Below are 24,626 nucleotides of genomic sequence, written 5' to 3'. Positions count from 1 at the left end.
ATTTGGCTCCTCTGACTGGACTCGAACCAGTGACATACGGATTAACAGTCCGCCGTTCTACCGACTGAACTACAGAGGAATCGTGTGAACGGGGCGCATATTAACGACCGCGCCCGGCTATGTCAAAGGTGTTTTTCACAATGAAGATTGTTTGCCGATTTATTCTTCACTTCGCCTAAAAAGTAACGCTTTTTCAGCGTATTCATGACTTTTCTTCCGTCCAGGACTTCAGCCGCGGGTACTTCCACAGCCAGCGTCCGGTGATCATCCGGCGATAGAACAACAAACCGCGTACCGCCCAGTCGAGCACCATTCCCAGCCAGACGCCGATGACGCCCATCCCAAGCATGATCCCCAACGTATAACCTGCCACCACCCTGCAACCCCACATGCCCAGCATTGATACCCACATGGTGTAACGCACGTCACGCGCCCCTTTAAAAGCGCAAGGCAAGGTCCAGGAGAGCGACCAAATCGGCATAAACAGGGCATTGAGCCACAATAGCTCTTTAACCACCACTTTTACGTCTTCTTCACTGGTGTAAAACGAGGCAATCAGGCCGGCGAATGGCGCGGTGCCCCAAGCAATCAGCGTCAGAATAATAGTCGACAGCCAGAAAACGAACCAGGCCTGACGCTCCGCCTGGCCAATCTGCCCTTTACCCAGTCGTTTGCCGGTAATAATGGTGGAAGCCGAGCCCAACGCGTTACCCGGCAGGTTAATCAACGAGGCGACCGAGAAGGCAATAAAGTTACCCGCGATAACATTGGTACCCATACCGGCAACAAACATCTGGGTCAACAGCTTACCGCCGTTAAACAGCACCGATTCGATACTCGCCGGAATACCAATCCCCATGACTTCCCAGATAATGGCAAAGTTAAATGGCTTAAAATAGCTTTTCAGCGAGATGCGCAGCGCCGGGTTAAAACCAATCATCAGCACCCAGATAGTTGCCAGCGCGCCGATATAACGGGCGATGGTCAGCCCCAAACCGGCACCGACAAAACCGAGTCCCGGCCAGGAGAAGACGCCGTAAATCAGGATGCTGCTGATAATAATATTCAGGATATTCATACCGCCGTTAATTAACAGCGGTATTTTGGTGGTCCCCGCGCCGCGAAGCGCCCCGCTACCGATTAAGGCAATAGCCGCCGCCGGGTAACTCAGCACGGTCAGTTCGAGATAGGTTAAGGCCAGCGCTTTAACCTGCGAGGTGGCGTCACCGGCGACGATATCGATAATCTGTTGACCAAAGGCATGAATAATCACTGCCAGCACGATCGAAAACAGGGTCATGATTGCCAGCGACTGCCGCGCGGCCGCCCTCGCCCGCCGCCTGTCACGTTTGCCGAGACTGAAGGCCACCACCACGGTGGTGCCAAGGTCGATCGCGGCGAAGAACGACATAATCACCATGTTAAAGCTGTCGGCCAGGCCCACTCCGGCCATTGCCTCTTTGCCAAGCCAGCTCACAAGAAAAGTACTCAATACGCCCATTAATAATACACAGGCGTTTTCCAGCAGAATGGGGATGGCAAGAGGGCTGATTTCACGCCAGTAGAGCACACGATAGCTCTTCCGCTTTTTGAACCAGGACGTGCGCGCGACGGCCTGGCGTACTGCTGAAGTGACGTTCAAGGGAGACCTTAGTGAGAAGAGTTGAAACAACATTTCAAATGATGATTGAGAAATGCTAAACCTGCAAAGTATTTTTCCTGATAAATAGCCGGTAATTACGACAAATTGTTGATAGATGCGGCGAGCGTTCTATCGCCGGTGAATTGATGTTTGACAAAAGTTTTTTCGCCGCTAAGATACCACTCCACACGATTCCTCTGTAGTTCAGTCGGTAGAACGGCGGACTGTTAATCCGTATGTCACTGGTTCGAGTCCAGTCAGAGGAGCCATATTCAGAAAAGCCTGCTTTCGAGCAGGTTTTTTCGTTTCTGTGTTATCCCCTTTTCTCGCTTAAATGTCGCAAAAAACGGTGGCGTTGCTGGTTTTACCAGCGAACGGTCGAAAATGACGTAATCTCCTTTGACTTCCAGCAATCCCCTCGTTACCATGCGCCCCGTTCACACGATTCCTCTGTAGTTCAGTCGGTAGAACGGCGGACTGTTAATCCGTATGTCACTGGTTCGAGTCCAGTCAGAGGAGCCAAATTTAGAAAAGCCTGCTTTCGAGCAGGCTTTTTGCTTTGCGGCCTCAATGAATCTGCACGGTTTGCCAACCAGGCAGAAACCGTGGTCGCCTTTTATCACTCGCGCTTCTCGTCCTGCTCCCTGATTCTCACCACTAACGCCCCCAGCAGCGCCAGATCCACCAGCACCGTCAGCGCATAGCCAAAGCCAGTTCTTCCCGAGTCGGCATAATGATTTGTTAACAGGGTCGCCGTAACAGCAACAACAATGCTTATCGCCATTACGCTTTTCTCCATCATGCTCAGCACCCTTTGCTTCACGCCGTTGTCTTGCCAGGCGCTGCCAAGGCCCAATGCGCCAGCCATGATCCCCGGCAGCAACGCTTGCCAACCATAAGGGCCATGCCAGGCCACCAGCGTCAACAGCCAGCCAACCGCTGATAGCAAAAAAGCGTAGCGCGCTGGCCACGGTTGCCAGCGCGTCATGGCATGACCAGCAGCAAAAACGCCAATCAGCGCCAGCAACAACGCCAGACAACCGGCAACGCCCAACAGGGTAGAGACATTCAATAACAGCGCCCCCATCGCAAATACGCTGCTCAGCGCGATGGTTTGCGTGCGTGGTTCAGCACTGGTTTTCGCCCTGGCGACACGTGGGTTCAGACACACACTCATTTTTCCACTCCTGACATTCTCAAATGCTGATGAATTAAATTCAGCGGTCACTTCACATGTCAGCAGCCTACCTCCTGTATAATTGGTCAGACAAACGCATAGTTTTCAGCCATAGATGAGAAAAACTCAGCCATGAGAAAAAACCGTCTGCCACCGCTGGGTGCGCTACGCGCCTTTCACGCCGTCGCCCACTGCCGCAGTTTCAAACGCGCTGCCGACATGTTGGACGTTAGCGCCACGGCTGTGAGCCATCAGATCAAGCTGCTGGAATCGGTGCTGGAGTGCCGGGTTTGCGAACGCAGCGCCCAGGGCGTGACCCTCACCGCCAGCGGCGAGATCCTCTATGCCGGAACCCAACGCGCCTTTAGCGCGCTGGAAGAAGCCACCGCGCAGATTGCCCGCTCCCACCTGCCGCCGTCGCTGACCGTCACCACCACCTCCAACTTCTTAACCCATTGGCTGGTGCCGCGGTTAGCGGAATTCAAAGCGGAATTTCCCGCCATTGACCTGCGGTTGCACACCAGCGTCGAGCGGGTGGACCTCAACCAGCGCAGCGTGGATGTCGCCATTCGTTACCGCGAAACGCCAGAGCGCGATTTGCACTGCACCCTGCTGCATGAAGACCGCTTTATCGTCGTTGCCAGCCCATCGCTTGCCATCACGCGACTGGAAGATTTACGTAACGCGACGCTGTTTCACGTTGAGCACCGTCACGTCCCAGCAGATTCGCCAAACTGGAAAAACTGGCAGCGCCGCTACGGGCCCCCGCAGTTAGGTATCGATACTGGATTAACCTTCAGTGATGAAACGCACGCGCTACAGGCGGCGGTGGCGGGACAAGGCGTGGTGATCGCCAGCGAACTGCTGGCGCGCGATCTCTTGCAGCGTGGGGTATTGTCGGCGCCATTCGGGATGTCGTTACCCGGCGCAAACTATTATCTGGCGGCAACACAGGAGATGGCGCAGCGTGCCGACATCAGCGCATTACGTGACTGGCTGTTGCGGCAAATGACGCTTCGCTAAGGCTATGCGTTGGGTAAGGGCAGATACCGGGCGGTACCTGCCTGGAGAGCAGCGTGATATTACCAACCGCAGACGTTAGTCTCTTCGTCGGACTCGTAGCCGCGCACGATATTAATCAGTTCTTTCACGGCATCAGCGGCATTCAGCGGATCCTGCAGCGCGTCGATCGAATCAAAGTCTTTGTCTACCGATACGCCGTTATTGTTGTTGGTCACCGTCAGGCTAAAGCCTTTGCCCTGCGCGTTATCGGCAGAGAGGCCGTGGAGCAGTTCCGCTATCGCCTGGACTGCCATATCAGGAACATATAGCGCCATTGGTTTCAGATAAACCTTCTCTTGTTTTTCATTATTGTTGCTATTAATGATCGCTAATGAATAACCTTTATTTTCACTGTTCATAGGCTCAGTTTATCCCTCTATCAGAATTTTAGGATCGACATAAAAATCCACATTGAATACGGTATCTGCTGTTAACGCCTCAATGCAGTGCCATTTTTCCGGAGGGAAGACGCCAAATTGCCCTGCTTCAATAGTCATGGTTTCAACAGGGTTGGGGCTCGTCTCATCCGCATAACCATAATAGCGTATTGCGCCCTGCATCACCGACAACCGCGGGTACACGCCCTGGCGCGTTCCGGCATCGAGATGGCGTTTCCAGATGGATGCGGGCGCGGTCTCTTTGGTCCACATCGGGGTGGAACGCGTTTGTACGTAATGAGTTGGTATAATGATTCGCTGCATGATTTGGCCTCTCTTCCGCACCACTGAACGCGGCCGGGAACGGGTAAATATGTTGCATATGGTATACCCCTTTCAATCACTACGGGTATTATTTTTTAAATCTATTTTTAAATACCTCTATTTATACCCACTACGGGTTAACCGCATTTAAATATAAAAAAGGCACTTTTGAATATCCAAAAGTGCCTGATGGAAGGAGAGCCACAATAATATTTTATACGGTATTCAGTGGTCCAGGTTTACCGATTAAATAGCCCTGAACGAGGTCGCAACCTAGTTGTTGCAGCGAGGTTAACTGCTCCTCATTTTCAACACCTTCAGCGACAATACGCATATGTAAACTTTTCCCCATGCTGATGATCAGGCGCACAATATCGAGGTCGTCTTTCTGCATGGGAATATTCACCACAAACGAGCGATCGATTTTGATCTTGTCGAACGGAAAATAGCTCAGTCGCGACAGCGATGAATAGCCCGTACCAAAGTCGTCAATCGAGATCTGGATCCCCTGCTCGCGCAGCTGACTGAGGATCTCCAGCGAGCGCGTGTTCTCGTTAAAAACATCGGACTCGGTTATTTCAAGATCAAGCCGGCGTGGATCAAGGCCGGTTCTCTTTAGCACCGCGGCGACGGTCTCCGTCAGCGAGGTGTTAATCAGTTGGATCGGCGAAACGTTGACCGAGACCTTCAGCGGCCGCGCCCAACGGCCTGCCTCTTCACAAGCGGTTTTCAGCACCCACTCACCAAGCTGGTTAATCAAGCCGGTTTTTTCCGCCACCGGAATAAACTCGGTAGGCGGCACCATGCCGCGCACCGGGTGGAACCAGCGCACCAGCGCCTCATAACCGTAGATTTCACGCGTCACCGTATCGGCAATCGGCTGGTAGTAGACCTTGAACTGGTCGTTCTCCAGCGCATGCAGCAGATCGTCCTCAAAGGATTTGTTCTCCTGCAGACGCTGCAGCATACCCGGGCGGAAAATTTGCACATTACCCGCGCCGGATTTTTTCGCTTCGTATAGCGCCAGATCGGCGCATTTATACAAAAAGTCGGTACGGCTTTCGCCATCAGAGATCACGATGCCGATACTGGCACCAATGTTAATCAACGAATCATAGAGATGATATGGCTGGCTAATTTTCTCACGGATCACGTTGGCCCGCTCCAGCGCCATCTCTTCGCTCAAGTCTTGCGACACCAGCGCGAACTCATCGCCGCCAAGGCGATACAGCGTCTCCGAGGTTTTACGGAAGAACGACAGTCGGCTGGCAAGATCCTGCAACAGCTTATCGCCGGCATCATGACCCAGTGTATCGTTAACGTCCTTGAAGTCATCGAGATCGAACAGCATCACCACCGCAGATCCGTTATAGGATTTCACATGATTAACCACTTCCTGCAGCCGCTGCCAGAAAGAGAGGCGGTTCGGCATTCCGGTCAGCGAATCGTGGTAAGCATCATATTGCAGGCGGCGGTTCTGTACCTGTAGCTTCTCTTTTGAGAGCTGTAGGTCATTGGCTAACAACTTCATCCGCACGTGCGCGCGGCGTAGATTGTTGTTCTGCCGCAACATCAACAGGCCGAGGCTGATACACATCGTAATCAGCAGGATCGAGATGACTGAATAGATGTAGTAAAGGCTCTGGATCTTATCATGAGTCAGATTAACGACATCAATGTCTTGCGCCAGCGTGGTCGATGCCATGGAGGTCATCGGCCCGTCCAGCTTACTCATGGTGTGCAGCATGGTCGCCATCTGCGCAGGAGTCATGGTATCCAGTTGCTGGTCAAGCTGATTAAGGATCTGAATCAGGGTGTTGACCGTCACCTGCCGCCGGGCATCTTTTTTGATGAACTTACCGAGATCGCCCTGCTGTAACAGTTCAATCTGGCTCATCATAATTTCCAGACGCAGACGCACCTCATCGCGATCGGTCCCTTTCACGTCCAGTGCCAGGGCACTTAAACGAGCCTCCAGACGCATATATTCAGACACCATCTGGGAAACGGACCACGAGTCAGTATAACGGGTTAATTTTTGCAGCTCAGTCTGCCGCTCATGCACCAGATAGGTTATGTACCCAGTGACGATAAAAAGCGACAAAATAATGGCAGTGAGTATTCGATTCAAGATCAAAGCCTTACTCAATTATAATCTTTGAAACCTGCCATGCCGAGCGGGAATAATAGATCTGGTTCTGTAACTCCTCACTGCTATCGTAGGGATAAACAATAAAAAGCGGCCCCTTGTCGCGAATGCGCATATACTCGCCATTCATTTTTAACGCCAGAATCACCGGGAATTTATGGAAGTCCTCCACCGGTACCTCAGTGGTGTAATCGTTAAGCGCGATGACCTTCGCCGTCTTACCCTGCGCACCGACTAAGCCCATGAGTTTACTAAGGGAAATACCGTCAAAACGCACCTTCCCCGAATACCATGGCGTCGTCGTGATCACCGTCTCATTACCCAACTTTTCTAACGCGGCAACATCGAATACGGCGGTATTGCCTTCATTTGTATTGGTAATCTTTCCAGAAATAGTTAAAACGGGTTTGCCCGTTGGCGCAGGCAGTTTTTCTGCGAAAGCATTCGGCAAAACTAAGACACAAAATAAAACTGCAAAAATTAGACGCATATTACCTACCATATCCCGCATTGGAGATCGTAATTGTAAACCATTTGCGTGAATTCTTAAAAGATGTCCCTGAGGGACAACCAGGATAAATAGCCGCAATTACCAGCAGTTAACCTGTGCCAATGTGGGTATTTAAATGTTCGTATTCGACATTTTTTGCCTTATTGTCTTTCCGGCGGGTAAAAAACGTTTCACTTGCCCCCTCTGCGCGGTAATCTCAGTACCGTCGCCAGATAGTAAAGCGTCTCATTCAAATAATTACAAATTAGCAACAGACAGGACAGGTATGGACTCAACGCTTATTTCTCCCGGTTCCGGCAAGGAAGCGGGTTCACTGAATCGCGCCCGTCGGGCGGCATGGGGTAGTTTTGCTGGCGCCGTCGTCGACTGGTACGATTTTCTGCTGTACGGCATCACCGCCGCGCTGGTATTCAATCGCGAATTTTTCCCGCAGATTGGTCCGGCAATGGGTACGCTAGCCGCCTTCGCCACTTTTGGCGTCGGTTTTCTCTTCCGCCCGCTCGGCGGCATTATCTTCGGCCATTTCGGCGACCGTTTAGGCCGTAAACGCATGCTGATGATGACCGTGTGGATGATGGGCATCGCCACCGCCTGTATCGGCCTGCTGCCCTCCTTCAACCAGATTGGCTGGTGGGCGCCGGTATTGCTGGTTATCCTGCGTGCTATCCAGGGTTTCGCCGTCGGCGGCGAATGGGGCGGCGCGGCGCTGCTGTCGGTTGAAAGCGCGCCGAAAAACAAAAAGGCTTTCTACAGCAGCGGCGTCCAGGTGGGTTACGGCGTCGGCCTGCTGCTCTCCACCGGTCTGGTGTCGCTTATCAGCAGTACCACCACCGATGAACAGTTCCTGAGCTGGGGCTGGCGTCTACCGTTCCTGTTCAGCGTGGTACTGGTATTGGCGGCATTGTGGATCCGCAACGGGATGGCCGAATCAGCCGAGTTTGAACAGCAGCAGCGCCAGCAACCGCCAGCAGCGGAGAAAAAACGCCTGCCGGTGCTGGAAGCATTGATACGCCATCCGGGCGCCTTCTTATTAATTATCGCTCTGCGCCTGTGTGAACTACTCACGATGTACATCGTTACCGCCTTCGCCCTTAACTACTCAACGCAAAACCTCGGTCTACCGCGCGAGCTGTTCCTCAACATCGGCCTGCTGGTGGGCGGCATCAGCTGCATAACCATCCCCTGCTTCGCGTGGCTGGCGGATAAGTTTGGCCGCCGCCGCATCTATATTACCGGTGCGCTGATCGGCACGCTCAGCGGTTTTCCGTTCTTTATGGCGCTGGAGCAGCATTCACTGTTCTGGATCCTGTTCTTTGCCCTGATGCTGGCCAACATCGCCCATGATATGGTGGTTTGTGTACAGCAGCCGATGTTTACCGAAATGTTTGGCGCCCGCTATCGCTACAGCGGCGCAGGGGTCGGATATCAGGTTGCCAGCGTGGTCGGCGGCGGCTTTACGCCATTTATCGCCGCCGCGCTGGTCACCTTTTCCGGCGGCTCGTGGCACAGTGTGGCGATTTATCTGACCGTCGGCTGCCTGATCTCTGCCGTCACGGCGATGCTGATGAAACATCGCCATCCGGCATAAAGAACGGGCTTTAGGGAGGTTTCATGATTGCACAACAGAACGCGGGCTGCTGGCCCGTCGGATTTAGCGCCGGGGAATTACCGATAGTGTGGTGCGAAGACCCGACGCTTGCCGAGCAGCCGCTCTTTGAGCGTGCCCACCGCGGTGAAGCCGTCGCCCAGCTATGGCAGGCACCGCAAGGATTTGTGGTGCCGGGCAGTTACCGCAAATTCGCCAATCTGACCACCGTCAGTGAAGTCTTCGCCACCCGCGGCTGGCCGGTATGGATCCGCCGCTCCGGCGGCGGACTGGTTCCGCAGGGGCCGGGGATCCTCAACCTGAGTCTCGCCTGGCCGGTCACCCAGCCGCTGGGCGAGGCCGCCGAGCCTATCTACTTGTTGCTGTGTGGGATATTACAGCGCACGCTGGCTACTTTTGGCATCGAAAGCCATTTTCAGGCCGTCAGCGGTTCCTTCTGCGACGGGCGCTATAACCTGGCCTGCGGCGAGGGAGAGAACGCGCGCAAGATTGCCGGTACCGCCCAGTACTGGCGGCCCGTGGCCGACGGTCAGGGGCATATCGTGCTGGCCCACGCGGTAATACTACTGGATGCTGACCTGCAGGCCGCGCATCAGGCAGCCAACGCCGCCGAAGCACTACTGGCCAGCGGCAAGGTCTACCGCGCGGATAAAACCATTACGCTCGCGGAACTGCTGCCAGGTGAAACAGATCTCGCCTCACGATTTCGTCTTGCGCTCGCCGAACAGCTACGGCAGTTGCCCTAAGCGTTACTCGCGGCGATGTGACTGCCGTACGATCAGTTCACCGCGACGCCAGCGTTCCGGATCGCCGTTGACGGCATCAATCAGGCGATTCAGCCCCTCTTCCACCAGCCTTTCGCGACGTTGATCGTAGGTCGTGAGCTGCCATTCCGGCGCTGACGCCTCTTCGATGTTGTCAAATCCCACCACGCTCATAATCGCTTCACGCTCGCGCAATGCCTGCAGCGCGCCGATCGCCAGAATGTCATTTTCGCAAAACAACGCCGTCACGCGCTGCGCGACAGGGGTTGCATCAAGATAGGCACGCAATGTCTCGTAGCCCCGGCGACGTAAATATTCCCCGGCAATCAATTCGCAGTTCAGCGTGCAGCCAGCCTGCGCCAGCGCCGCCTCGTAACCCTCTTTTCGCATCAGGTGGCGGGATGCGGTATCCGGCCCCTTCATATAGCCGAAGGTACGGTGCCCTTGCGCCAGCAGTAATTCACCGATCGTCTTCCCGGCCTCCGCGCCATCAATGTTCACCACCTGAATATCCGGGTGGTCGGTATTGCGGCCAATCTGCACCAGCGGTACGCGATGGATTTCGGTGGCAATAGCAATAAGCTCCGGCGTCAGCACCGTCGCCATAAACAGAATGCCATCGACCTGTAACTGGTAGGCCAGCGACATTGCCGTGCGGTTGTTTTGTTGTTCGGAGACGTTAATGACCAGCGCCATATAGCCGCGGTTTTGCAGCTGACGGGTGACTTCATTGAGCAGCAGCACCATATTGGGATTGCGTAATTCATCGACCGCAACGCCGATAATATGAGTGCGCTTTTGCGTCAGGCTACGAGCCAGCAGGTTCGGCCGATAGCCAAGCGTCCTGGCGGCTTTCATCACCTCTTCCCGGGTATTGGGCTGAATGGAAGCTCCGGGGGTAAACGCACGGGATACCGTCCATTTTGAAACACCTGCCAACAAGGCAACATCGCTGGCGGTCGCTTTCTGTCGTTTAGTGGCGCACATACTCGATTCAACGGTCCTGATGAATGACATCCATAGACCGTAAAATACAGCAAGTTAGAATCCACTCAACTAAAAACGCGCCGCGCCCTCCCCCTACAGAGGGCGCGACCCGTGCTTACTGACTCAGCGTGGCGTTGAGCGCATCAATCGAGGTACGCAAGCCCGCCTCGACGCTCATCGTCAAATCTTCCATTTCCAGCGACACATCGCCGTTGTAACCGGTCATACGCAGTACCGAGAAAAAGGTCTTCCACCATTGCAAATCCTGGCCACAGCCGACGGCGACATAATTCCAGGCGCGGTTTTTGGTATCGGTCACCGGTTTGTACTCCAGCAGGCCGTCGATGTCCGCCAGCCCGCGTTCAATCCGCGCATCCTTACCATGAACGTGATAAATCGCTCCTTCCAGCTTACGCGCCGCGGCGATCGGATCGGCACCCATGGCAATCAGGTGCGATGGATCAAGATTCATGCCGATGATATCACCCACCGCCCCCCGCAGGCGCAGCAGCGTGGAAGCGTTGTAGACCAGCTGGCTCGGGAAGGCTTCTAGCGCGATTTGCTCAACGCCGTGTTCGGCGGCATGGCGAGCGAAATCCTGCCACCACGGGATCGCCACCTGATTCCACTGGTAGTCGATAACCCCCGGCATGTAGTCCGGCCAGGAAACCGTCGAGGTGATCCAGTTGGGCGTTTTATCCTCCGCACAGCCGCCCGGCAGACCGCTCATCATGACGATTTTCTTTACCCCCAGCTTGCCCGCCAGCTCCAGCGTTTTATAGCTGCTGGCGGTATGTTTCTCGCCTAATGCTCCCGGCGCCAGCGGGTTGCCCGAGCAATTCAGCGCCACAATACGCATCTCGCGCTTTTCCAGTTCGCCGCGAAACGCCGCCAGCTTCGCCGGAGAGGCCAGCAGTTCATCGGTGGCGACATGCGGACAAGGCGACCAGCCGCCGGCGGTCATTTCAACGCCGCTGATGCCATACTGCTTCACGCGATCGAGCATTTGCACAACATTCAGCTCGGCAAGAACATCGGTACAGAGTGCCAGTTTCATTTTCTCTCCTTTTTTATTGTTGATCGTCGAGGATGCGCATAAACGCGTCTTTGGTGTCGGCCGCAGCCAGCAGCGTCGTTTTGACTTCATCGTCCAGCAGGTCCGCCAGATCCGCGATAACGTCGATGTGTTGGTTATTTTTCGCCGCCACGGCGACGACCAGGAAAGCCACCTTCCCTTCACCCCAACTAACGCCGTCAGGGAACTGGAACAGCTGGAAGCCGGTTTGCAGCACCTGATCGATACCTTCTTTCGTACAGTGAGGCATGGCCACGCCGGCCCCGAGCCAGGTGGAGAGCATTTTTTCCCGCTCAACCATCGACGCGAAAAAACCGTCGCCAACGTAGCCGCTCGCCTGTAGCGCATCTGCGGCGATGCGCAGCGCCCTGCGTTTTGAATTCGCCCGGCAGCCAATAAAAATGTCATCTTGCTTCAGGGTTAGCATGGTTCTCTCCGTGCCGGTGGCAGGTTAGCGATACAACGCCGGGCATTCCGGCAGCGAAACGCGGTGAGTTTGACCATCGCGCAGCGACGCTAATCCCGCATCACAGACTTTCGCCACCACAAAACCGTCCCACGAGGAAGGCCCGCTCATTTCAGCCCCGGCGTTGACCCGGTCGACAAAATGCTGCACTTCCCGGTCATAAGCGGTCGCGAAACGTTCCATGCAGGTTTTCGCAATAGCGCGAGCGTAACCCTGCGCCGAACGTGTGGTGCACAGCGCCTGTTCGGTCAGCGCGCTAATCGCGTTCTCCCCCACCACTTCACAGCGGATGTCATAGCCGTAGTCGCAGTTGACAAACAATTCATCATCAATACGCACGCCGGACGCGGTTTCGAAAATCACAATCAGCGGATCTTGTAAATGGGCACAGGCGCGGCGAGTCTTTTTACGCGGCTTATCCACCCGCACTGAGACAATGTCTTCATTCAGCAGATAGCGAATGATGTCGATTTCATGAGTCGCCGAGTCGTTAATCGCCATCTCAAGGGTGTAGCTTTCCGGCACCGAGGCGTTACGGTGCGCGCAGTGCATCAGCAGAACCTCGCCCAATTCACCACTATCCAGCGTGGCTTTTAGTTGGTTATAACCAGGGTCAAAGCGGCGCATAAAACCGAGTTGCAGCAGGCGTTTGCCGTGGGCCACTTCGGCATCAATAATCGCCTGCGCTTCCTCAGCGGTTGGGGTTAACGGCTTTTCGCAAAACACCGGCTTGCCCAGCTTCATCGCCGCGAGGATCTGCTGTTGATGCGCCGGGCCGATCGAGCAGATAAAGACCGCGTCCACCTCATCGGCGTGGATCATCTCAACAGCGTCATACCAGGCCGTAGCGCCATACTCGCGAGCGATACTGTCGGCAGCCTCGCGGTTAATATCGCAAACGGCGCTGATACGGGCGTTTTTTATCACCGACTGGAAGCGCTGTAGATGGTCGCGACCAATCATTCCCAATCCAATTAAACCGATATTCACCGTCATATGTTCCTCCATGTCGCTCATTTAGAATCTGAATTTTTGCTCAATTTGCTCAAGGGTTAAGCCGCGGGTTTCCGGCAGATATTTCACCAACAGCACCAGCATCATCAGGTTGGTACAGGCGAAGACGCCGAAGGTCATGCCGCCGCCATAGTGATTAAGTAAAATCGGGAATAGCGACTGGATAATGAAGTCGAAAATCCACAGACCGAAAACCGCAAAACCCATTCCCAGGCCGCGCATCCGCAGCGGATAAATTTCGGCCAGCATCAGCCAAAAGACCGGCGCTATCCAGCCCTGCATAAAGATCAGGAATACCAGCATCAAGCCAAGGATGATGTAGCTGGCGCCGGCAAAGTTAGCGTGCAGGCTGCTAACGCCCTCAACCGTTTCCTGGTGAAAGAAGAATTTAAAAGAAAGGCCGATCAACACCAGACTCAGGGTGACGCCAACCTGCCCGGTGAAGAACATTTTTCGCCGTGAATGCTTGCCGATTAACAGCATGCCTAACAGGGTCGCCAGAATCGACACCACGCCATTGGCAACGGCGCCGGTTACCGCCGCGGCATCGCCAAGGCCGGTCGCCTTCAGCACCGTCGGCGCGTAGTACATGATGGTATTGACCCCAGTAACGCGGGTCGCGAGGACAATCATCAGGCCTATCAGGATCAGCTGCAGCACCCATTTCTTTTTGATCTCATCAATGAATCGGCCATGCACGGCGTCAGCCTGGTTCACCCGTTCAATATCGCGGATCTCGGGTTCCACCTCTTGCGGGAGACGCAGGGTTTTCAGTACCTCTCTCGCTTTATCGGTTTGCCCTTTACGGATAAAGAAGCGCGGAGATTCCGGCATTATCAGCATGCCAATCCACAGCAGCGCGCCGGGAAGCGCCGGGATCGCCAGCATCAACCGCCAGTTGTGCGACATGTCCGGGTAGACGTTCACAATCGCGGCGTTGACCGAATAGGCCAAAAACTGGCCGGTAACAATCATCAATTCATTCACCGTCACCAACCGTTCACGCTGCGACGGTCGCGCCAGTTCGGAAATATAAATAGGGACGGTGACGGAAGCGCAGCCCACCGCCAGCCCGAGAACAAATCGCGCGATAATCATCGACGACATATCCCAGGCGCCAGCGGTACCCAACGCGCCGAAAATAAAGATAATCGCCACCCAGAGAATATTTTTCCGCCGACCCTGGCGGTCCGACAGCCAGCCGCCCGCCACCGAGCCGATAGCGGCGCCAAACAGTAAAAACGAAGTCACCAGCCCTTCCTGTAGCGGGCTAAGGCCGAGATCGTTTTTCATAAAAATGAGCGCGCCGGAAATCACCCCGGTGTCATAGCCGAAGCAGAGACCACCGATGGTGGAAACGAGGGTAATGAGCCGGATTCGCTTGTCATTTGCCAACTTACGACTTTCAGTTATCACATGATCGGTCATTTTGTAGTCCTGTCAGGGATGAGCGTTCTATCGTTTTGTTTTTATGAATAAAAGTGTCATACGGCGCCATTCAGCACGACACTTTCCACAATCGTAAATCTGGCTGCACCGCATTTGCACTCGGGTGCATAATTTAACAACTTGTTATACTCGTTCGATTTAAAAAATCCATCTGATTTTATTTTGGAATTTTCATTTCGTTAACGGCGTCATGATTTGGCGAAAAAAGTGCGGAATTTACCGATCGCAGTCACGAAGTTGACGATCGAATGGCTAGATGACGGTGGAAAAACTCAGGATCCTGGCTACGTGGAGGGTTAAATGACTGACGGGGGGAGACGGATATAAAAAAGAGATCGGCCGCCACGGCACGATCTCTTCAATAAAAAGGTTGCTTCAGGCGTACTTACTGGCGGCCAGCCGCAACCGGGCCTGATATTCGATATTTTCTAACAGCTCCTGGACGTCATCTTCACCGATATCGAGGAACTGCCCCTCCAGCAACGCGGCGTGGATATCTTCGCGGGTCACCGGAATGCCCAACGGCACCACCTTCGGCTTCACCTCTTCTGCCGCCAGCGGGTGCGGATAGCGGCGACCCACCAGGTTATTGAAGACGATAGCCAGCAGTGCCAGCATCATAGAGTTGAGCAATACCGGCGTTAAGACAAACTGATAGCCTTCATTGTGCACACCGGCCCCGCCGAGGATCGCCGTCAGCGCCACCGCGCCGCCGGGTGGGTGCAGGCAGCGTAAAAAATACATTCCGGCGATCGCCAACGCTGCCGCCAGACCGCAGGCGATTGCCGTATCCGGCACCAGCAACCCGACCGTGACACCAATCAGCGCCGAGAGCACGTTACCACCGACGATCGACCAGGGCTGAGCCAGCGGGCTACTGGGGACGCCGAACAATAGCACCGCCGAGGCACCCATCGGCGCGATAAACCATAAATTCACCTCGCCCAGCAACCAGTGGCTAAACATGCTGGTCACCGCCAGTCCGGTACCGGCGCCGATCGAGCCCAGCAAAATATGCTTTTTAGCGACGGGTAAGGCATGGGGTTTTAAACGGCCGAGGAAAATACGCACCCGAGAAAATAATGGGCGCTGTAAAACGCTTAACATCGAACGAATCGCTCACATCACAGGAAGAAGTTATATTTCATTGTCTTTATTTAACGCTTAATTAACAACCATGTATTTATGATGCCTATTTTTTGCAACTTTATAAGTCAGCGCTGGTTATGCGATTTTTACGCTCTGCGTTAGAATCGACTCCCCCGCCCGGGGTTAAACCCACTCTACGGATTAAAGGTCACAATACGGTGAATAATAAGACAAATTTAACGAAAGACGTGGCATGGGCCAGCCAGAATATGCCGCGTACCCTGCGTCAGGTGGCGGCGCTTCCCGACCTTAGCCAGGTGCGCCTGGCCTGCTGTATGCATCTCGATATGAAAATGATCCCACTGGTGCAGGGGATCCTCGAGAAAGGAGCGAAAGTATTTTTGACCACCTGTAACCCGACCACCGTACAGGATGATGTCGTCTCATGGCTGGTGGAGCGTGGCGCAGAAGCCTGCGCCTGGCGCAACATGAGCGACGCCGACTGGCAGCAATCATGGGAAAAAGCCATCGTCTGGGGGCCAACCCACCTGTGCGAAATGGGCGCGGATATCACCACCCGACTCCATCAGCGAGGTGAATTCGGCAATATCGTTGCCGGACTGGAAGCCACGGGATCCGGCGTTAATCGCCTCGGTGACATTCGCCCCGGCTACCCAATCTTCAACTGGGACGATCTGCCAGTCAAAGAAGGGCTGCATAACCGCCATATGGTCGGCCTGACCGCCTGGCATACCTTCTTCCAGACCACCCACCTCACCTTACATGAGAAAAAAGTGCTGGTGATCGGCTACGGTCTGGTGGGGCAAGGCGTCGCCGCGGCGGCGAAAGCCTTCGGCGGCCAGGTGATGGTGGCGGAAATCGATTCGGCGCGCCGTTTACAGGCGGCTTACGACGGCTGGCACGTGGTTGATTTACAGGATGCCATCGCCTCTGCCGATGTGGTCGCGACCGCCACCGGCTGCAAGAAAGTAGTCAACAGCAAGGCGCTGGAAAGTGCGAAAGATGGCGTGTTTATTCTCAATGTCGGTCACGTGGCGGAAGAGATTGATGGTGAGTACCTGCGCCAGTTCCCGCAGGAAGAGGTGATGCCGTATATCAATGCTTACCGGATGCCAGGGAAAACCGTCTATCTGATGGCCGATGGCTCAATGCTCAACCTTACCGCTGGCTTTGGCGATAGCCTTAACGCCTTTGACGTGACTCTCGCGGTGATGGCCAGCGGCATCCGCCATATTGTGACTGACGGTATGCAGGCGAAAGCCGATGTCTACCTGCTACCGCAAGAGGTGTGGCAACAGGCGCTATAACTGCATTATCGGGGCGCCGGCCAGCGCCCCGTATTCAGTTCAATGGGTTTCCGGCAGTACGATATGACTCTCCGCCAACGTTCCCATGTCGTTAAACATCGCGCCAGCCGCCTCGACCAAATTCATCGCCAGCGCCGCGCCGCTCCCCTCGCCCAAGCGCATGCCCATATCCAGATAAGGCTCCAACTGCAGGTGCTCCAGCGCAATACGCGCCCCCTTCTCTGCCGACAGATGCGACGGGATCAGGTATGGATGCAGCTGTGGCGCAATCATGCAGGCCGCCAGCGCCGAAGCGTAAGACAAGAAGCCATCGAGTATCACCGGCAATCCGCAGGAAGCGGCGCCCAGCATCACCCCGGCCATGCCGAGTAAATCAAAGCCGCCAACTTTTGCCAGTACTTCAAGACCGTCATCGGCGGATGGCTGATTGACGGTAATTGCCTGACGTACCACATCCGCTTTATGCGCGAGCTGCGACACAGGAAGGTTTGCGCCGATGCCCACCACTTCACCGGCGTCACGGCCGGTCAGCACGCTGACAACCGCCGCGGCCGGTGTGGTGTTCGCCATCCCCAGTTCGCCCACGCCGAACACACGCACGCCCTGTGCGGCGAGATCGCGGGTGTAACCTATGCTCGCCAACAGCAGCGCTTCGGCCAGCTCCCGGCTCATCGCGGCCGTGCGGGCGATATTGCCGCTGCCGCGCGCCATTTTCATATTGACCAGACCGGGGATGGGCTCGGCATCAATACCGACATCGACCACCTGCACATCCGCTCCCGCCTGCGCCGCCAGTACGCAAACGCCGGTATTTTTGCGGGTCATATTGGCAGCCTGAATGGCAGTGACCACCTGCGGCGAGACGGTGACGCCTTCATGCCAGACGCCATGGTCGGCGCACATCACCACGATAGTTTTACGGGGAAAACGTAACGCTCCCTGCAGCCCCGGCATACCGATGAGCTGTATCGCCAGCGATTCCAAACGCCCAAGACTGCCGGGCGGTTTTAACAGGCCGTCGATATGCTCCCTGGCCCGCGTCATCGCGGCTGCATCAGGTTGCGGTATCGCGGACAGCCATTCCGTTAATGTATTCATAGGGTTCCTGTCAGCGCGCGAGTCATGTTTCACAGCAACGCCAGTAAAAAGATAACTTCGCCCAGCTCAATCACCGCCCCGAGGGTATCGCCGGTTTGTCCGCCCAGCGTGCGCTTCAATGCCTGACCCAGCCCCCACACCACCAGCAGCGTTATCACCGCCGCGACCAGACCATGCAGCCCCAGCAGCAGTGTTGCCAGAACCAGCGATAACACCAGGGTAATCACGGTCTGGCGGAATGTCACCTTGCCGATAAACACGTTGCCAAGCCCCTGTTCGCGCGCATAGCGCTGGCGGTACATCAGCAACACCGACATCCCGCGCGCCACGGCGCAAGCGGCAGCCAACGCCGCGAGCATTGACGTTCCACGCAGTGCCAGTTCGCTAATCACCAGGATCTTCGCCACCAGCACAAAGATCAGCGCCAGGCCGCCATGGGTACCCAGCCGACTATCGCGCATGATCTCCAGCATCCGCTCACGGCGACGGGCGGAGAAAATCCCATCGCAAGTATCCGCCAACCCGTCGAGATGAAAACCGCCAGTCAACAGTGCCAGCGCCAGTACGGTCAATAGCGCCGCTAACGGTAGGCCGCACCAGGCATGCAGCGCCAGCATCACCAGGCCGGCGATGGCTCCGAGCAACAACCCTACCAGCGGGAAAGTGACGATTCCGCGTTCATATTCATCAATTTCCAGTCCCTGAGACCAGCGAGCCGGAACCGGCAGACGACTCATAAACGATAGCGCGGCAAAGAACGACTTCATCATTTGATTTTGACTCCTATCCCTGAAACAACCAGCCAGACCTCGTCGGCCGCTGCGGCCAACCGCTGATTCACGCGTCCGGCAATATCTCGAAAGTGGCGCGCCAGGCGGTTATCCGGCACAATCCCCAGCCCCACCTCATTGGTGACCAGCAGCACCGGCGATGGGCAGGCGCGGCAGGCGACAATCAGCGCAGCGATCTCGTGCATGACCGCCTGCTCCAGCGCAGTGTAATCCCAGTCATCAGGATCCACGTCACCGCCTTCAGCAAACAGAATATTGGTGACCAGCGTAGTGACGCACTCAAGCAGAATGGCTTCATCGGGGGCATTATCGGGAGTAATAAGTGACGTCAGGTCACGGCAGCGCTCTGCGGTACGCCAGTGCATCGGACGACTATCACGATGATGTTGAATGCGTGTGGCCATTTCGTCGTCAAGAATTGGGGAAGTGGCAATATAAAGCACCGACGCGCAGGATGTGAGTAGAGATTCGGCGTGTCGACTTTTGCCGCTACGCGCTCCGCCGGTAATCAGTATCATTGCGGCGGCTCCTGGTGCTGGGACAGCATGTGATAAACCCTTCCGGTATCAATAAGTTCACGGCGGCAGTATAGCAAACTGTCAGCATAAAAGGGGGGCTTGCGCGGTGGTTTATTCGAAGGGAAAACGATTCCGGCGACGAGGACCGCCGCCGGAAATGGAGAGTGGCTTATTCGCCGACTTTTGCTTCGCCCATAACTTTGAGCTTTTTGGAGATGTCGCGACGTTCTTGCGACAGCTCGGCATTTTTGATGATGTAGTCATCAACGCGGTCTTCGTAGTCAGTCTTCATGCTGGCGATGATGCCCTGGATGGCTTCCACGCTCATACCCGGTTTGATGTAATCGCTGAGGTTGTCCAGCAGCAGGACGCGCTTCTGGTTATCACGGATCTTTTTCTCAACGTCCTGAATTTCACGCTGCAGTTTGTTCTTACGACGGAACAGACGAACAAACTCCAGTACGTCCTGGAAAGAAGGCTTAGTTGTTTCCATTTTTACACCCCTAATATTTGAGATTCGGATTCGCTAAAGCGACTGCCCTATAGGGCTAACATAACTGCTAGCAGCCGCTGATGACAATGTTTTTTCCTTTACGTTTATCATACCCCGAAACGCTGCTGAATCGAAGCAACCTGTTCACATAGCACGCGTATCTGTTTTTTATTTGCGCAGTGCGCGGCAAATCAAGTGCGACAGCAGCTCAAGTTGGCGCGCCAGCTCAATGGTAAGCCAAACATAGCCGTGAATCGGCGTTTCCGACAGATTGTCGTCCTGATGCTCTCTGATAAGCTGACGCAGCTCGGCAACGATCTCATTCAGTTTTTCCGTGTTGGCGCGCACCGGCTGCGGATTACCTTCGTACAGGGCATGAGCGAGGGTCAGCAATGTCTGCTGGGTCATCTGTTGGGTTTCGCGCAGCGTATGGGCGTTGAGCATCACAAAGTGGCCCGGACGCGAGGCCCACCAGGCGTTGATCTGCAGTTCCAGCATACACACCAGATTACGACTGACGGTCTGGATCGCTTCGAAGATCGCTTTTTGAATATGCGTCTCTTTACTGGCGGGGATGATCAGACCGCGCATTTTCACCACGTCATTGAGCGCTTGTTGCAGATGCTTTTCCAACCGCGGGCGCTCCACCAGGTTTGGCGAAAACCCGGCCTGATACAGGCGGTTGAAGGTAGTGACATAGTTCGCCATCTGAATACGCCAGTGCAGAAACGCCCGCTGCGGCCAGATGCCGGTAAACAGCATCGCCAGCAGCGAACCGAAGATAACATCGCCGCTTCGCCACAGCGCGGTATTCATATCGCCCGGCGGCGCGCCAACCACTACCGCCAGCGTAATGCCGATCAGCAACGCCTGATAGGGCCGTTTGCCAAGCGCCAACCAGCCGCAGAGAAACATCGCCACCGCGCACCATAGCACCATGATCGGCAACGAGATAAGCTCAAGTTTAAGCGCCACCAGCCCTAGCGCCGAGCCGAGAATGGTGCCGCCGATACGCTCGAAGGCCCGCGGCACCACGTTGCCCCAGAAAGAAATAGGCCCCATTACCACCACCAGGGTGATGAGCGGCCAGGTCCCTTCCGGCACGTTCAGCAAGCGCACCAGCAGGAAGGTCAGGACAAAGGCCAACGCAATACGGATACCATGCACAATTCGGTAATGGCGATATAAACGAATCTCGAATGGCTTTAGTGATTTATCAGCGCGCACGGCCTGCTCCGGCAAAACGAAAAGGCCAATTGTAGCCCCTTTTTCAACAAGCGCATTGCGCCAGTGTAAGAAACCTTGCCTATTTCAGGGATAAAGAGTCATGCGCCGACGCGATTCACCGCCACGTACATCTCAATATCCCAGTGACCGTCCCGGTTACCGTCGTTAAGGTAGATTTCAAAACAGGGTTTATCGGCGATCTGGTAGTCGCTGCTTTGCAGCAGACTGTCGAAGAACTGCATCCACGGTGTAGTAAAATCATGGTTAATAACACGTGCGCGGGCGCTGGCGTATTCGCCGCCGGCGATCCCCGTGAGGATCACCCCTTCGCTATTCGGCGGGATGACATAATCGTCGGCCACGGTGACGGCGGTATCGCAGCGCAGTTTTTCCGCTGGCACCTGCTCCGGGTTATCATAATAGACCGCAACCCACTCGCGCGCCGGCACCTGACAGTGCTCGACCCACGCCGCCAGCTGTTCAAAGCCTTGCTTTACGGTCTGCTCCCAGGGGCCAACCATATGGAACCCGGCAATCCTACGGGTATCGAGAGATTTAATGCTGTAGTTCATAGCGCCTCCAGTGTCGATAAAATACTGTATGAATATACACTAAATTTAGCAGCCGGATAAACAACAGTATGTGCGCGGATTCACAGAGTCGCCATGATGACGGGGCAAAAAAGGCCCGCCGCAGCATGCGGCAGGCCTGGTTGGCATCACGCGTTGCGCAGCGTTAAATACCGTGATGCAGATAGTCGCTCAGACGCGAGAACATCCCGCCCTTGCCGACGCTTTCAAGGGTTACCAACGGCCAGTGCGCAACCACTTTATCGCCGTCGTACAACGAGATTTCACCCACCCGTTGGTTGGCGGCGATCGGCGCCTCCAGATCTTTAGTATCAAGGACATATTTCGCTTTGATGCGCGGTACTTCAGATTTCGGAATCGCTAGCCAGAAATCCTGATCGGTGCCGAGTTTGATCTGCTCTTTGTCGCCATACCAGATATGCTCGACGCCAACCTGTTTGCCTTTTTGCAGTACCTGTACGGTATCAAAGTTCTGTTGGCCCCAGTGCAGCAGCTTGGCCGCCTGCTCTTCACGCCCTTTCGAGCTTTCAGCGCCCATCACCACGGCAATCAGGCGACGCTGACCATCAACCGCCGAGGCGATCAGGTTAAAGCCTGCGCCCGAAGTGTGGCCAGTTTTCAGGCCGTCAACGTTCATGGTTTTGTCCCACAGCAAGCCGTTGCGGTTCTGCTGGGTGATGCCGTTCCACGTCAGACTTTTTTCACTGTACATGTGATAGATGGCCGGCTCGCCGTGAATAATCGCCCGTGACAACACCGCCAGGTCATAGGCGGAACTGTGCTGACCCGGCGCGTCGAGACCGTGAACGGTTTCAAAATGGGTGTCTTTCAGATGCAGTTTTTCAACGTAGCTGTTCATCATCGCCACAAACTGCGGCTGACCACCAGCGACATAATCGGCAAGAGCCACGCAGGCATCATTACCAGAATCAACGATCAACCCGCGGCTAAGATCGCGCACGCTTACGTGGTCCCCGGCTTTGAGGAACATTAGCGAAGATCCGTCAAACACCGGGTTGCCCTTAGCCCAGGCGTCTTTTCCGACGGTCACCATATCGTCAAAGGTAATACGATGGCTGTCGATCGCACGGTCAACAACATAGCCGGTCATGAGTTTAGTCAGGCTGGCGGGGTTACGCTGCTGGTGTTCATTACCCGCGGTCAGGATTTGACCGGTGGTATAGTCCATCAGCACCCACGCTCCAGCCTGAATTGAAGGCGGCGTCACGGTGACGGGAAAATCAGTGGCGGCAAAAGCGCCGGAAACGCTCGATGCGAGCAAAGTTACAGCAAATAAAAAACGGCCTTTCAACGGCATATCCTCAACATTTACAGATTCGCCGTCCTTTTTACGGAAGTTCGCCTGAGAGATCAGGGTTTAATTGCAAGAAAATATGACATGAGAGAGGATGCACCTGGTCGTTGCCCTTCTGATGGTCCGGTAAATCGTTTACCATGAAGAATGCCCGACACCACGGATAACAAATCGATTATGCAAGAAAGCGCCAATCCCGGATTTTTATTCCACGACTACTAACATCAACCAGTAATCAATTGATTTTAATGTACATATAAAAACAAAGCACTCAACAATGTACTAACTTATGTACTCATTTTCTATTCAGTCGCGCGGTACCAGGATTGCCAACGGTAAATGTTGGTTCGCAACTCCTGCCCGCACTCCGCCGTCTGAGTATCTGCCTGCAAATCCGCGTCGCTATCAGCACCTGCATTACTTAGTTTGCATGGTGGGTTCATCAAATCCGGGGATATTGTTGGCCGCGTCGATTGCTCGCTGGCGCAGCTGCACAGCAGCAGGATCAAACTGGCACTTAGTATGATTCGGGTCGTTGACATATTTCACCACATCACGATAAACGGTACGGTAAATTACCTTGGCTTCAGCGTTCGCCGTCGCCGCCTTTTGTTCGCCAGTCGCTACCGCCTTTTCCTGCTTCTTTTCCTGCTTCTTCGCCTGGCTGTTTACGTGCTCTGAATGCGCGTACCAGCCTTTCAGATACCCCGCATAGAAAATGCCGGCGGCCATCGCCAGCGATACCCCCGCAATAAATTTCGCTTTGCCATTCATTCGTAAATCCCCCAGCACGTCAGCGCACTTTCCTGATCGCGGCGGTCAACCTGACCGTAACAGCCGTTGGCCTGCCCTTTCGTTAAGCGACAATCACGGCCGCCGTCGAATATCCAGCGCCGGATCTCCGCGCATGCCCCTTTTCGGTCGCCGGCATTCAGCTTGCGATAAAACGTAGATGGAAAGCATTTCCCCGGCCCGATGTTGTACGGGCAAAAGCTGGCGATACCAACTTTCTGCGGCTCAGTTAGCGGAATATGAACATTCTTTTGTACCCACGCCAGCGCCTTATCGCGTTCGATTGCATTGTAATGGTCACACTGGCGCTGCGTTAACTTCATCCCCTTCACTACCGGGCGGCCATCGATGCGCGTTACCCCCCGGCAAATCGACCAGACACCACCGGGGTCGATAACCGCCGTCAAAGTGTTGCCTTCCCGTTCACCAATAAACTGGTCGAATAGCACCGGCGCTGACGCGCCAGCGGCCAGAAGCGCCAGCATGGCGGCGCTGAACTTAGCTCTGTTGCTCATAGTCCTGTGCCTTACGCCGGTTGTCTTTGATTTTGAAATACAGATTGGTGAGGTAGGTAAGTAACCCAAAAACAATACTGGCCAGAACACCGATTGCAGCCCACTGGCTGGGACTTACCTTATCGAGAAGTTGCAGCAACCAGTAGCTGCCGCTTACGGTGGATGTTATATACGACGTTCCCGCCGCCACATCCGGCAAATTCTTCATTCGCATGCCTTACCCCCACGGGGATCACTGTGTGTAGTGATGTGAGGGTAAGGCGTTGC

The 24,626-nt window shown here is 55.0% G+C and carries 26 protein-coding genes and 3 tRNA genes; 6 read left to right on the top strand and 23 right to left on the bottom strand.

Annotated features, from left to right (window positions below; genetic code table 11):
* Nucleotides 1-3 precede the first annotated feature (3 nt).
* A tRNA-Asn gene (locus PYR66_08510) sits at nucleotides 4-79 on the bottom strand.
* A gap of 123 nt (nucleotides 80-202) precedes the next feature.
* Nucleotides 203-1,642 (bottom strand): EmmdR/YeeO family multidrug/toxin efflux MATE transporter, encoded by a 1,440-nt coding sequence (locus PYR66_08505; protein ID WEF29735.1) that lies wholly within the window; start codon nucleotides 1,640-1,642, stop codon nucleotides 203-205.
* 193 nt (nucleotides 1,643-1,835) lie between these two features.
* Here PYR66_08505 and PYR66_08500 point away from each other — a divergent pair.
* Together PYR66_08500 and PYR66_08495 are read left to right on the top strand one after the other, a co-directional pair.
* Nucleotides 1,836-1,911, top strand: a tRNA-Asn gene (locus PYR66_08500).
* A 177-nt stretch (nucleotides 1,912-2,088) separates the two neighbouring features.
* Nucleotides 2,089-2,164: transfer RNA gene (locus PYR66_08495), tRNA-Asn, on the top strand.
* A gap of 97 nt (nucleotides 2,165-2,261) precedes the next feature.
* Here the strand turns inward: PYR66_08495 and PYR66_08490 are convergent.
* A complete protein-coding gene (locus PYR66_08490; protein ID WEF29734.1) occupies nucleotides 2,262-2,819 on the bottom strand; it encodes a hypothetical protein in 558 nt (185 codons plus the stop codon).
* Between the two features lie 132 nt (nucleotides 2,820-2,951).
* On the opposite strand from PYR66_08490, the gene PYR66_08485 reads away from it, so the two are divergent.
* Entirely contained in the window at nucleotides 2,952-3,842 is an 891-nt protein-coding gene (locus PYR66_08485; GenBank protein ID WEF29733.1) for a LysR substrate-binding domain-containing protein, read from the top strand.
* A gap of 59 nt (nucleotides 3,843-3,901) precedes the next feature.
* Here PYR66_08485 and PYR66_08480 read toward each other — a convergent pair whose 3' ends face one another.
* From PYR66_08480 to PYR66_08465, 4 genes are all read right to left on the bottom strand, one after another.
* Nucleotides 3,902-4,240: a DUF1869 domain-containing protein gene (locus tag PYR66_08480; protein WEF29732.1), complete on the bottom strand. Its 339-nt coding sequence runs from the start codon at nucleotides 4,238-4,240 to the stop codon at nucleotides 3,902-3,904.
* A gap of 9 nt (nucleotides 4,241-4,249) precedes the next feature.
* On the bottom strand, nucleotides 4,250-4,582 hold the full coding sequence (locus PYR66_08475; protein WEF29731.1) for a DUF1971 domain-containing protein: 333 nt from the start codon (nucleotides 4,580-4,582) through the stop codon (nucleotides 4,250-4,252).
* A 214-nt stretch (nucleotides 4,583-4,796) separates the two neighbouring features.
* Entirely contained in the window at nucleotides 4,797-6,713 is a 1,917-nt protein-coding gene (locus tag PYR66_08470) for an EAL domain-containing protein (GenBank protein ID WEF29730.1), read from the bottom strand.
* A 10-nt stretch (nucleotides 6,714-6,723) separates the two neighbouring features.
* Nucleotides 6,724-7,221: a molybdopterin-dependent oxidoreductase gene (locus PYR66_08465; GenBank protein WEF29729.1), complete on the bottom strand. Its 498-nt coding sequence runs from the start codon at nucleotides 7,219-7,221 to the stop codon at nucleotides 6,724-6,726.
* Nucleotides 7,222-7,507: 286 nt separating this feature from the next.
* On the opposite strand from PYR66_08465, the gene shiA reads away from it, so the two are divergent.
* Both shiA and PYR66_08455 read left to right on the top strand, forming a co-directional pair.
* Nucleotides 7,508-8,830 (top strand): shikimate transporter, encoded by a 1,323-nt coding sequence (shiA, locus tag PYR66_08460; GenBank protein WEF29728.1) that lies wholly within the window; start codon nucleotides 7,508-7,510, stop codon nucleotides 8,828-8,830.
* Nucleotides 8,831-8,853: 23 nt separating this feature from the next.
* On the top strand, nucleotides 8,854-9,594 hold the full coding sequence (locus PYR66_08455; protein ID WEF29727.1) for a lipoate--protein ligase family protein: 741 nt from the start codon (nucleotides 8,854-8,856) through the stop codon (nucleotides 9,592-9,594).
* A gap of 3 nt (nucleotides 9,595-9,597) precedes the next feature.
* Here the strand turns inward: PYR66_08455 and PYR66_08450 are convergent, their stop codons facing one another.
* The 6 genes from PYR66_08450 to PYR66_08425 all read right to left on the bottom strand — a co-directional run bounded on the left by PYR66_08450 (nucleotide 9,598) and on the right by PYR66_08425 (nucleotide 15,710).
* Nucleotides 9,598-10,599: a LacI family DNA-binding transcriptional regulator gene (locus PYR66_08450; protein ID WEF29726.1), complete on the bottom strand. Its 1,002-nt coding sequence runs from the start codon at nucleotides 10,597-10,599 to the stop codon at nucleotides 9,598-9,600.
* Between the two features lie 115 nt (nucleotides 10,600-10,714).
* Entirely contained in the window at nucleotides 10,715-11,656 is a 942-nt protein-coding gene (locus PYR66_08445) for a sugar phosphate isomerase/epimerase (protein WEF29725.1), read from the bottom strand.
* A 13-nt stretch (nucleotides 11,657-11,669) separates the two neighbouring features.
* Nucleotides 11,670-12,101 (bottom strand): PTS sugar transporter subunit IIA, encoded by a 432-nt coding sequence (locus tag PYR66_08440; GenBank protein ID WEF29724.1) that lies wholly within the window; start codon nucleotides 12,099-12,101, stop codon nucleotides 11,670-11,672.
* Between the two features lie 24 nt (nucleotides 12,102-12,125).
* Entirely contained in the window at nucleotides 12,126-13,136 is a 1,011-nt protein-coding gene (locus PYR66_08435; GenBank protein WEF29723.1) for a Gfo/Idh/MocA family oxidoreductase, read from the bottom strand.
* A gap of 21 nt (nucleotides 13,137-13,157) precedes the next feature.
* Nucleotides 13,158-14,582, bottom strand: a complete 1,425-nt coding sequence (locus PYR66_08430) for a sugar porter family MFS transporter (GenBank protein WEF29722.1) — start codon at nucleotides 14,580-14,582, stop codon at nucleotides 13,158-13,160.
* 396 nt (nucleotides 14,583-14,978) lie between these two features.
* Nucleotides 14,979-15,710 (bottom strand): HPP family protein, encoded by a 732-nt coding sequence (locus tag PYR66_08425; protein ID WEF29721.1) that lies wholly within the window; start codon nucleotides 15,708-15,710, stop codon nucleotides 14,979-14,981.
* Nucleotides 15,711-15,910: 200 nt separating this feature from the next.
* On the opposite strand from PYR66_08425, the gene PYR66_08420 reads away from it, so the two are divergent.
* A complete protein-coding gene (locus tag PYR66_08420) occupies nucleotides 15,911-17,020 on the top strand; it encodes an adenosylhomocysteinase (GenBank protein WEF29720.1) in 1,110 nt (369 codons plus the stop codon).
* Between the two features lie 39 nt (nucleotides 17,021-17,059).
* Here the strand turns inward: PYR66_08420 and cobT are convergent, their stop codons facing one another.
* The 10 genes from cobT to PYR66_08370 form a co-directional block, all read right to left on the bottom strand.
* Nucleotides 17,060-18,118 carry a nicotinate-nucleotide--dimethylbenzimidazole phosphoribosyltransferase gene (cobT, locus tag PYR66_08415; GenBank protein ID WEF29719.1) on the bottom strand — a complete coding sequence of 353 codons (1,059 nt, stop codon included), beginning with the start codon at nucleotides 18,116-18,118 and terminating at the stop codon, nucleotides 17,060-17,062.
* A 29-nt stretch (nucleotides 18,119-18,147) separates the two neighbouring features.
* Nucleotides 18,148-18,888, bottom strand: a complete 741-nt coding sequence (gene cobS, locus PYR66_08410; protein WEF29718.1) for an adenosylcobinamide-GDP ribazoletransferase — start codon at nucleotides 18,886-18,888, stop codon at nucleotides 18,148-18,150.
* Nucleotides 18,885-19,427, bottom strand: a complete 543-nt coding sequence (gene cobU, locus PYR66_08405) for a bifunctional adenosylcobinamide kinase/adenosylcobinamide-phosphate guanylyltransferase (GenBank protein WEF29717.1) — start codon at nucleotides 19,425-19,427, stop codon at nucleotides 18,885-18,887. The genes cobS and cobU overlap by 4 nt, the downstream gene beginning before the upstream one ends.
* A gap of 169 nt (nucleotides 19,428-19,596) precedes the next feature.
* Nucleotides 19,597-19,920, bottom strand: a complete 324-nt coding sequence (locus tag PYR66_08400; protein ID WEF29716.1) for a DUF496 family protein — start codon at nucleotides 19,918-19,920, stop codon at nucleotides 19,597-19,599.
* 168 nt (nucleotides 19,921-20,088) lie between these two features.
* Nucleotides 20,089-21,147, bottom strand: coding sequence for an FUSC family protein (locus PYR66_08395; protein ID WEF29715.1), 1,059 nt, complete (start codon nucleotides 21,145-21,147; stop codon nucleotides 20,089-20,091).
* Nucleotides 21,148-21,245: 98 nt separating this feature from the next.
* Nucleotides 21,246-21,719, bottom strand: coding sequence for a DNA gyrase inhibitor SbmC (gene sbmC, locus PYR66_08390; GenBank protein ID WEF29714.1), 474 nt, complete (start codon nucleotides 21,717-21,719; stop codon nucleotides 21,246-21,248).
* 163 nt (nucleotides 21,720-21,882) lie between these two features.
* Nucleotides 21,883-23,049, bottom strand: a complete 1,167-nt coding sequence (gene dacD / locus PYR66_08385; protein WEF29713.1) for a serine-type D-Ala-D-Ala carboxypeptidase DacD — start codon at nucleotides 23,047-23,049, stop codon at nucleotides 21,883-21,885.
* Between the two features lie 420 nt (nucleotides 23,050-23,469).
* Nucleotides 23,470-23,826 carry a hypothetical protein gene (locus PYR66_08380; GenBank protein ID WEF29712.1) on the bottom strand — a complete coding sequence of 119 codons (357 nt, stop codon included), beginning with the start codon at nucleotides 23,824-23,826 and terminating at the stop codon, nucleotides 23,470-23,472.
* Complete coding sequence (locus tag PYR66_08375; GenBank protein ID WEF29711.1) at nucleotides 23,823-24,359, bottom strand: lysozyme; 537 nt, start codon at nucleotides 24,357-24,359, stop codon at nucleotides 23,823-23,825. Before PYR66_08375 ends, PYR66_08380 begins: the two co-directional genes overlap by 4 nt.
* Nucleotides 24,343-24,567 carry a class II holin family protein gene (locus tag PYR66_08370; GenBank protein ID WEF29710.1) on the bottom strand — a complete coding sequence of 75 codons (225 nt, stop codon included), beginning with the start codon at nucleotides 24,565-24,567 and terminating at the stop codon, nucleotides 24,343-24,345. The genes PYR66_08375 and PYR66_08370 overlap by 17 nt, the downstream gene beginning before the upstream one ends.
* Nucleotides 24,568-24,626 lie beyond the last annotated feature (59 nt).

Source organism: Klebsiella aerogenes (assembly GCA_029027985.1).
GTDB classification, from domain to species: domain Bacteria; phylum Pseudomonadota; class Gammaproteobacteria; order Enterobacterales; family Enterobacteriaceae; genus Klebsiella; species Klebsiella aerogenes_A.
This window is presented reverse-complemented; position numbering and strand designations above follow the sequence as displayed.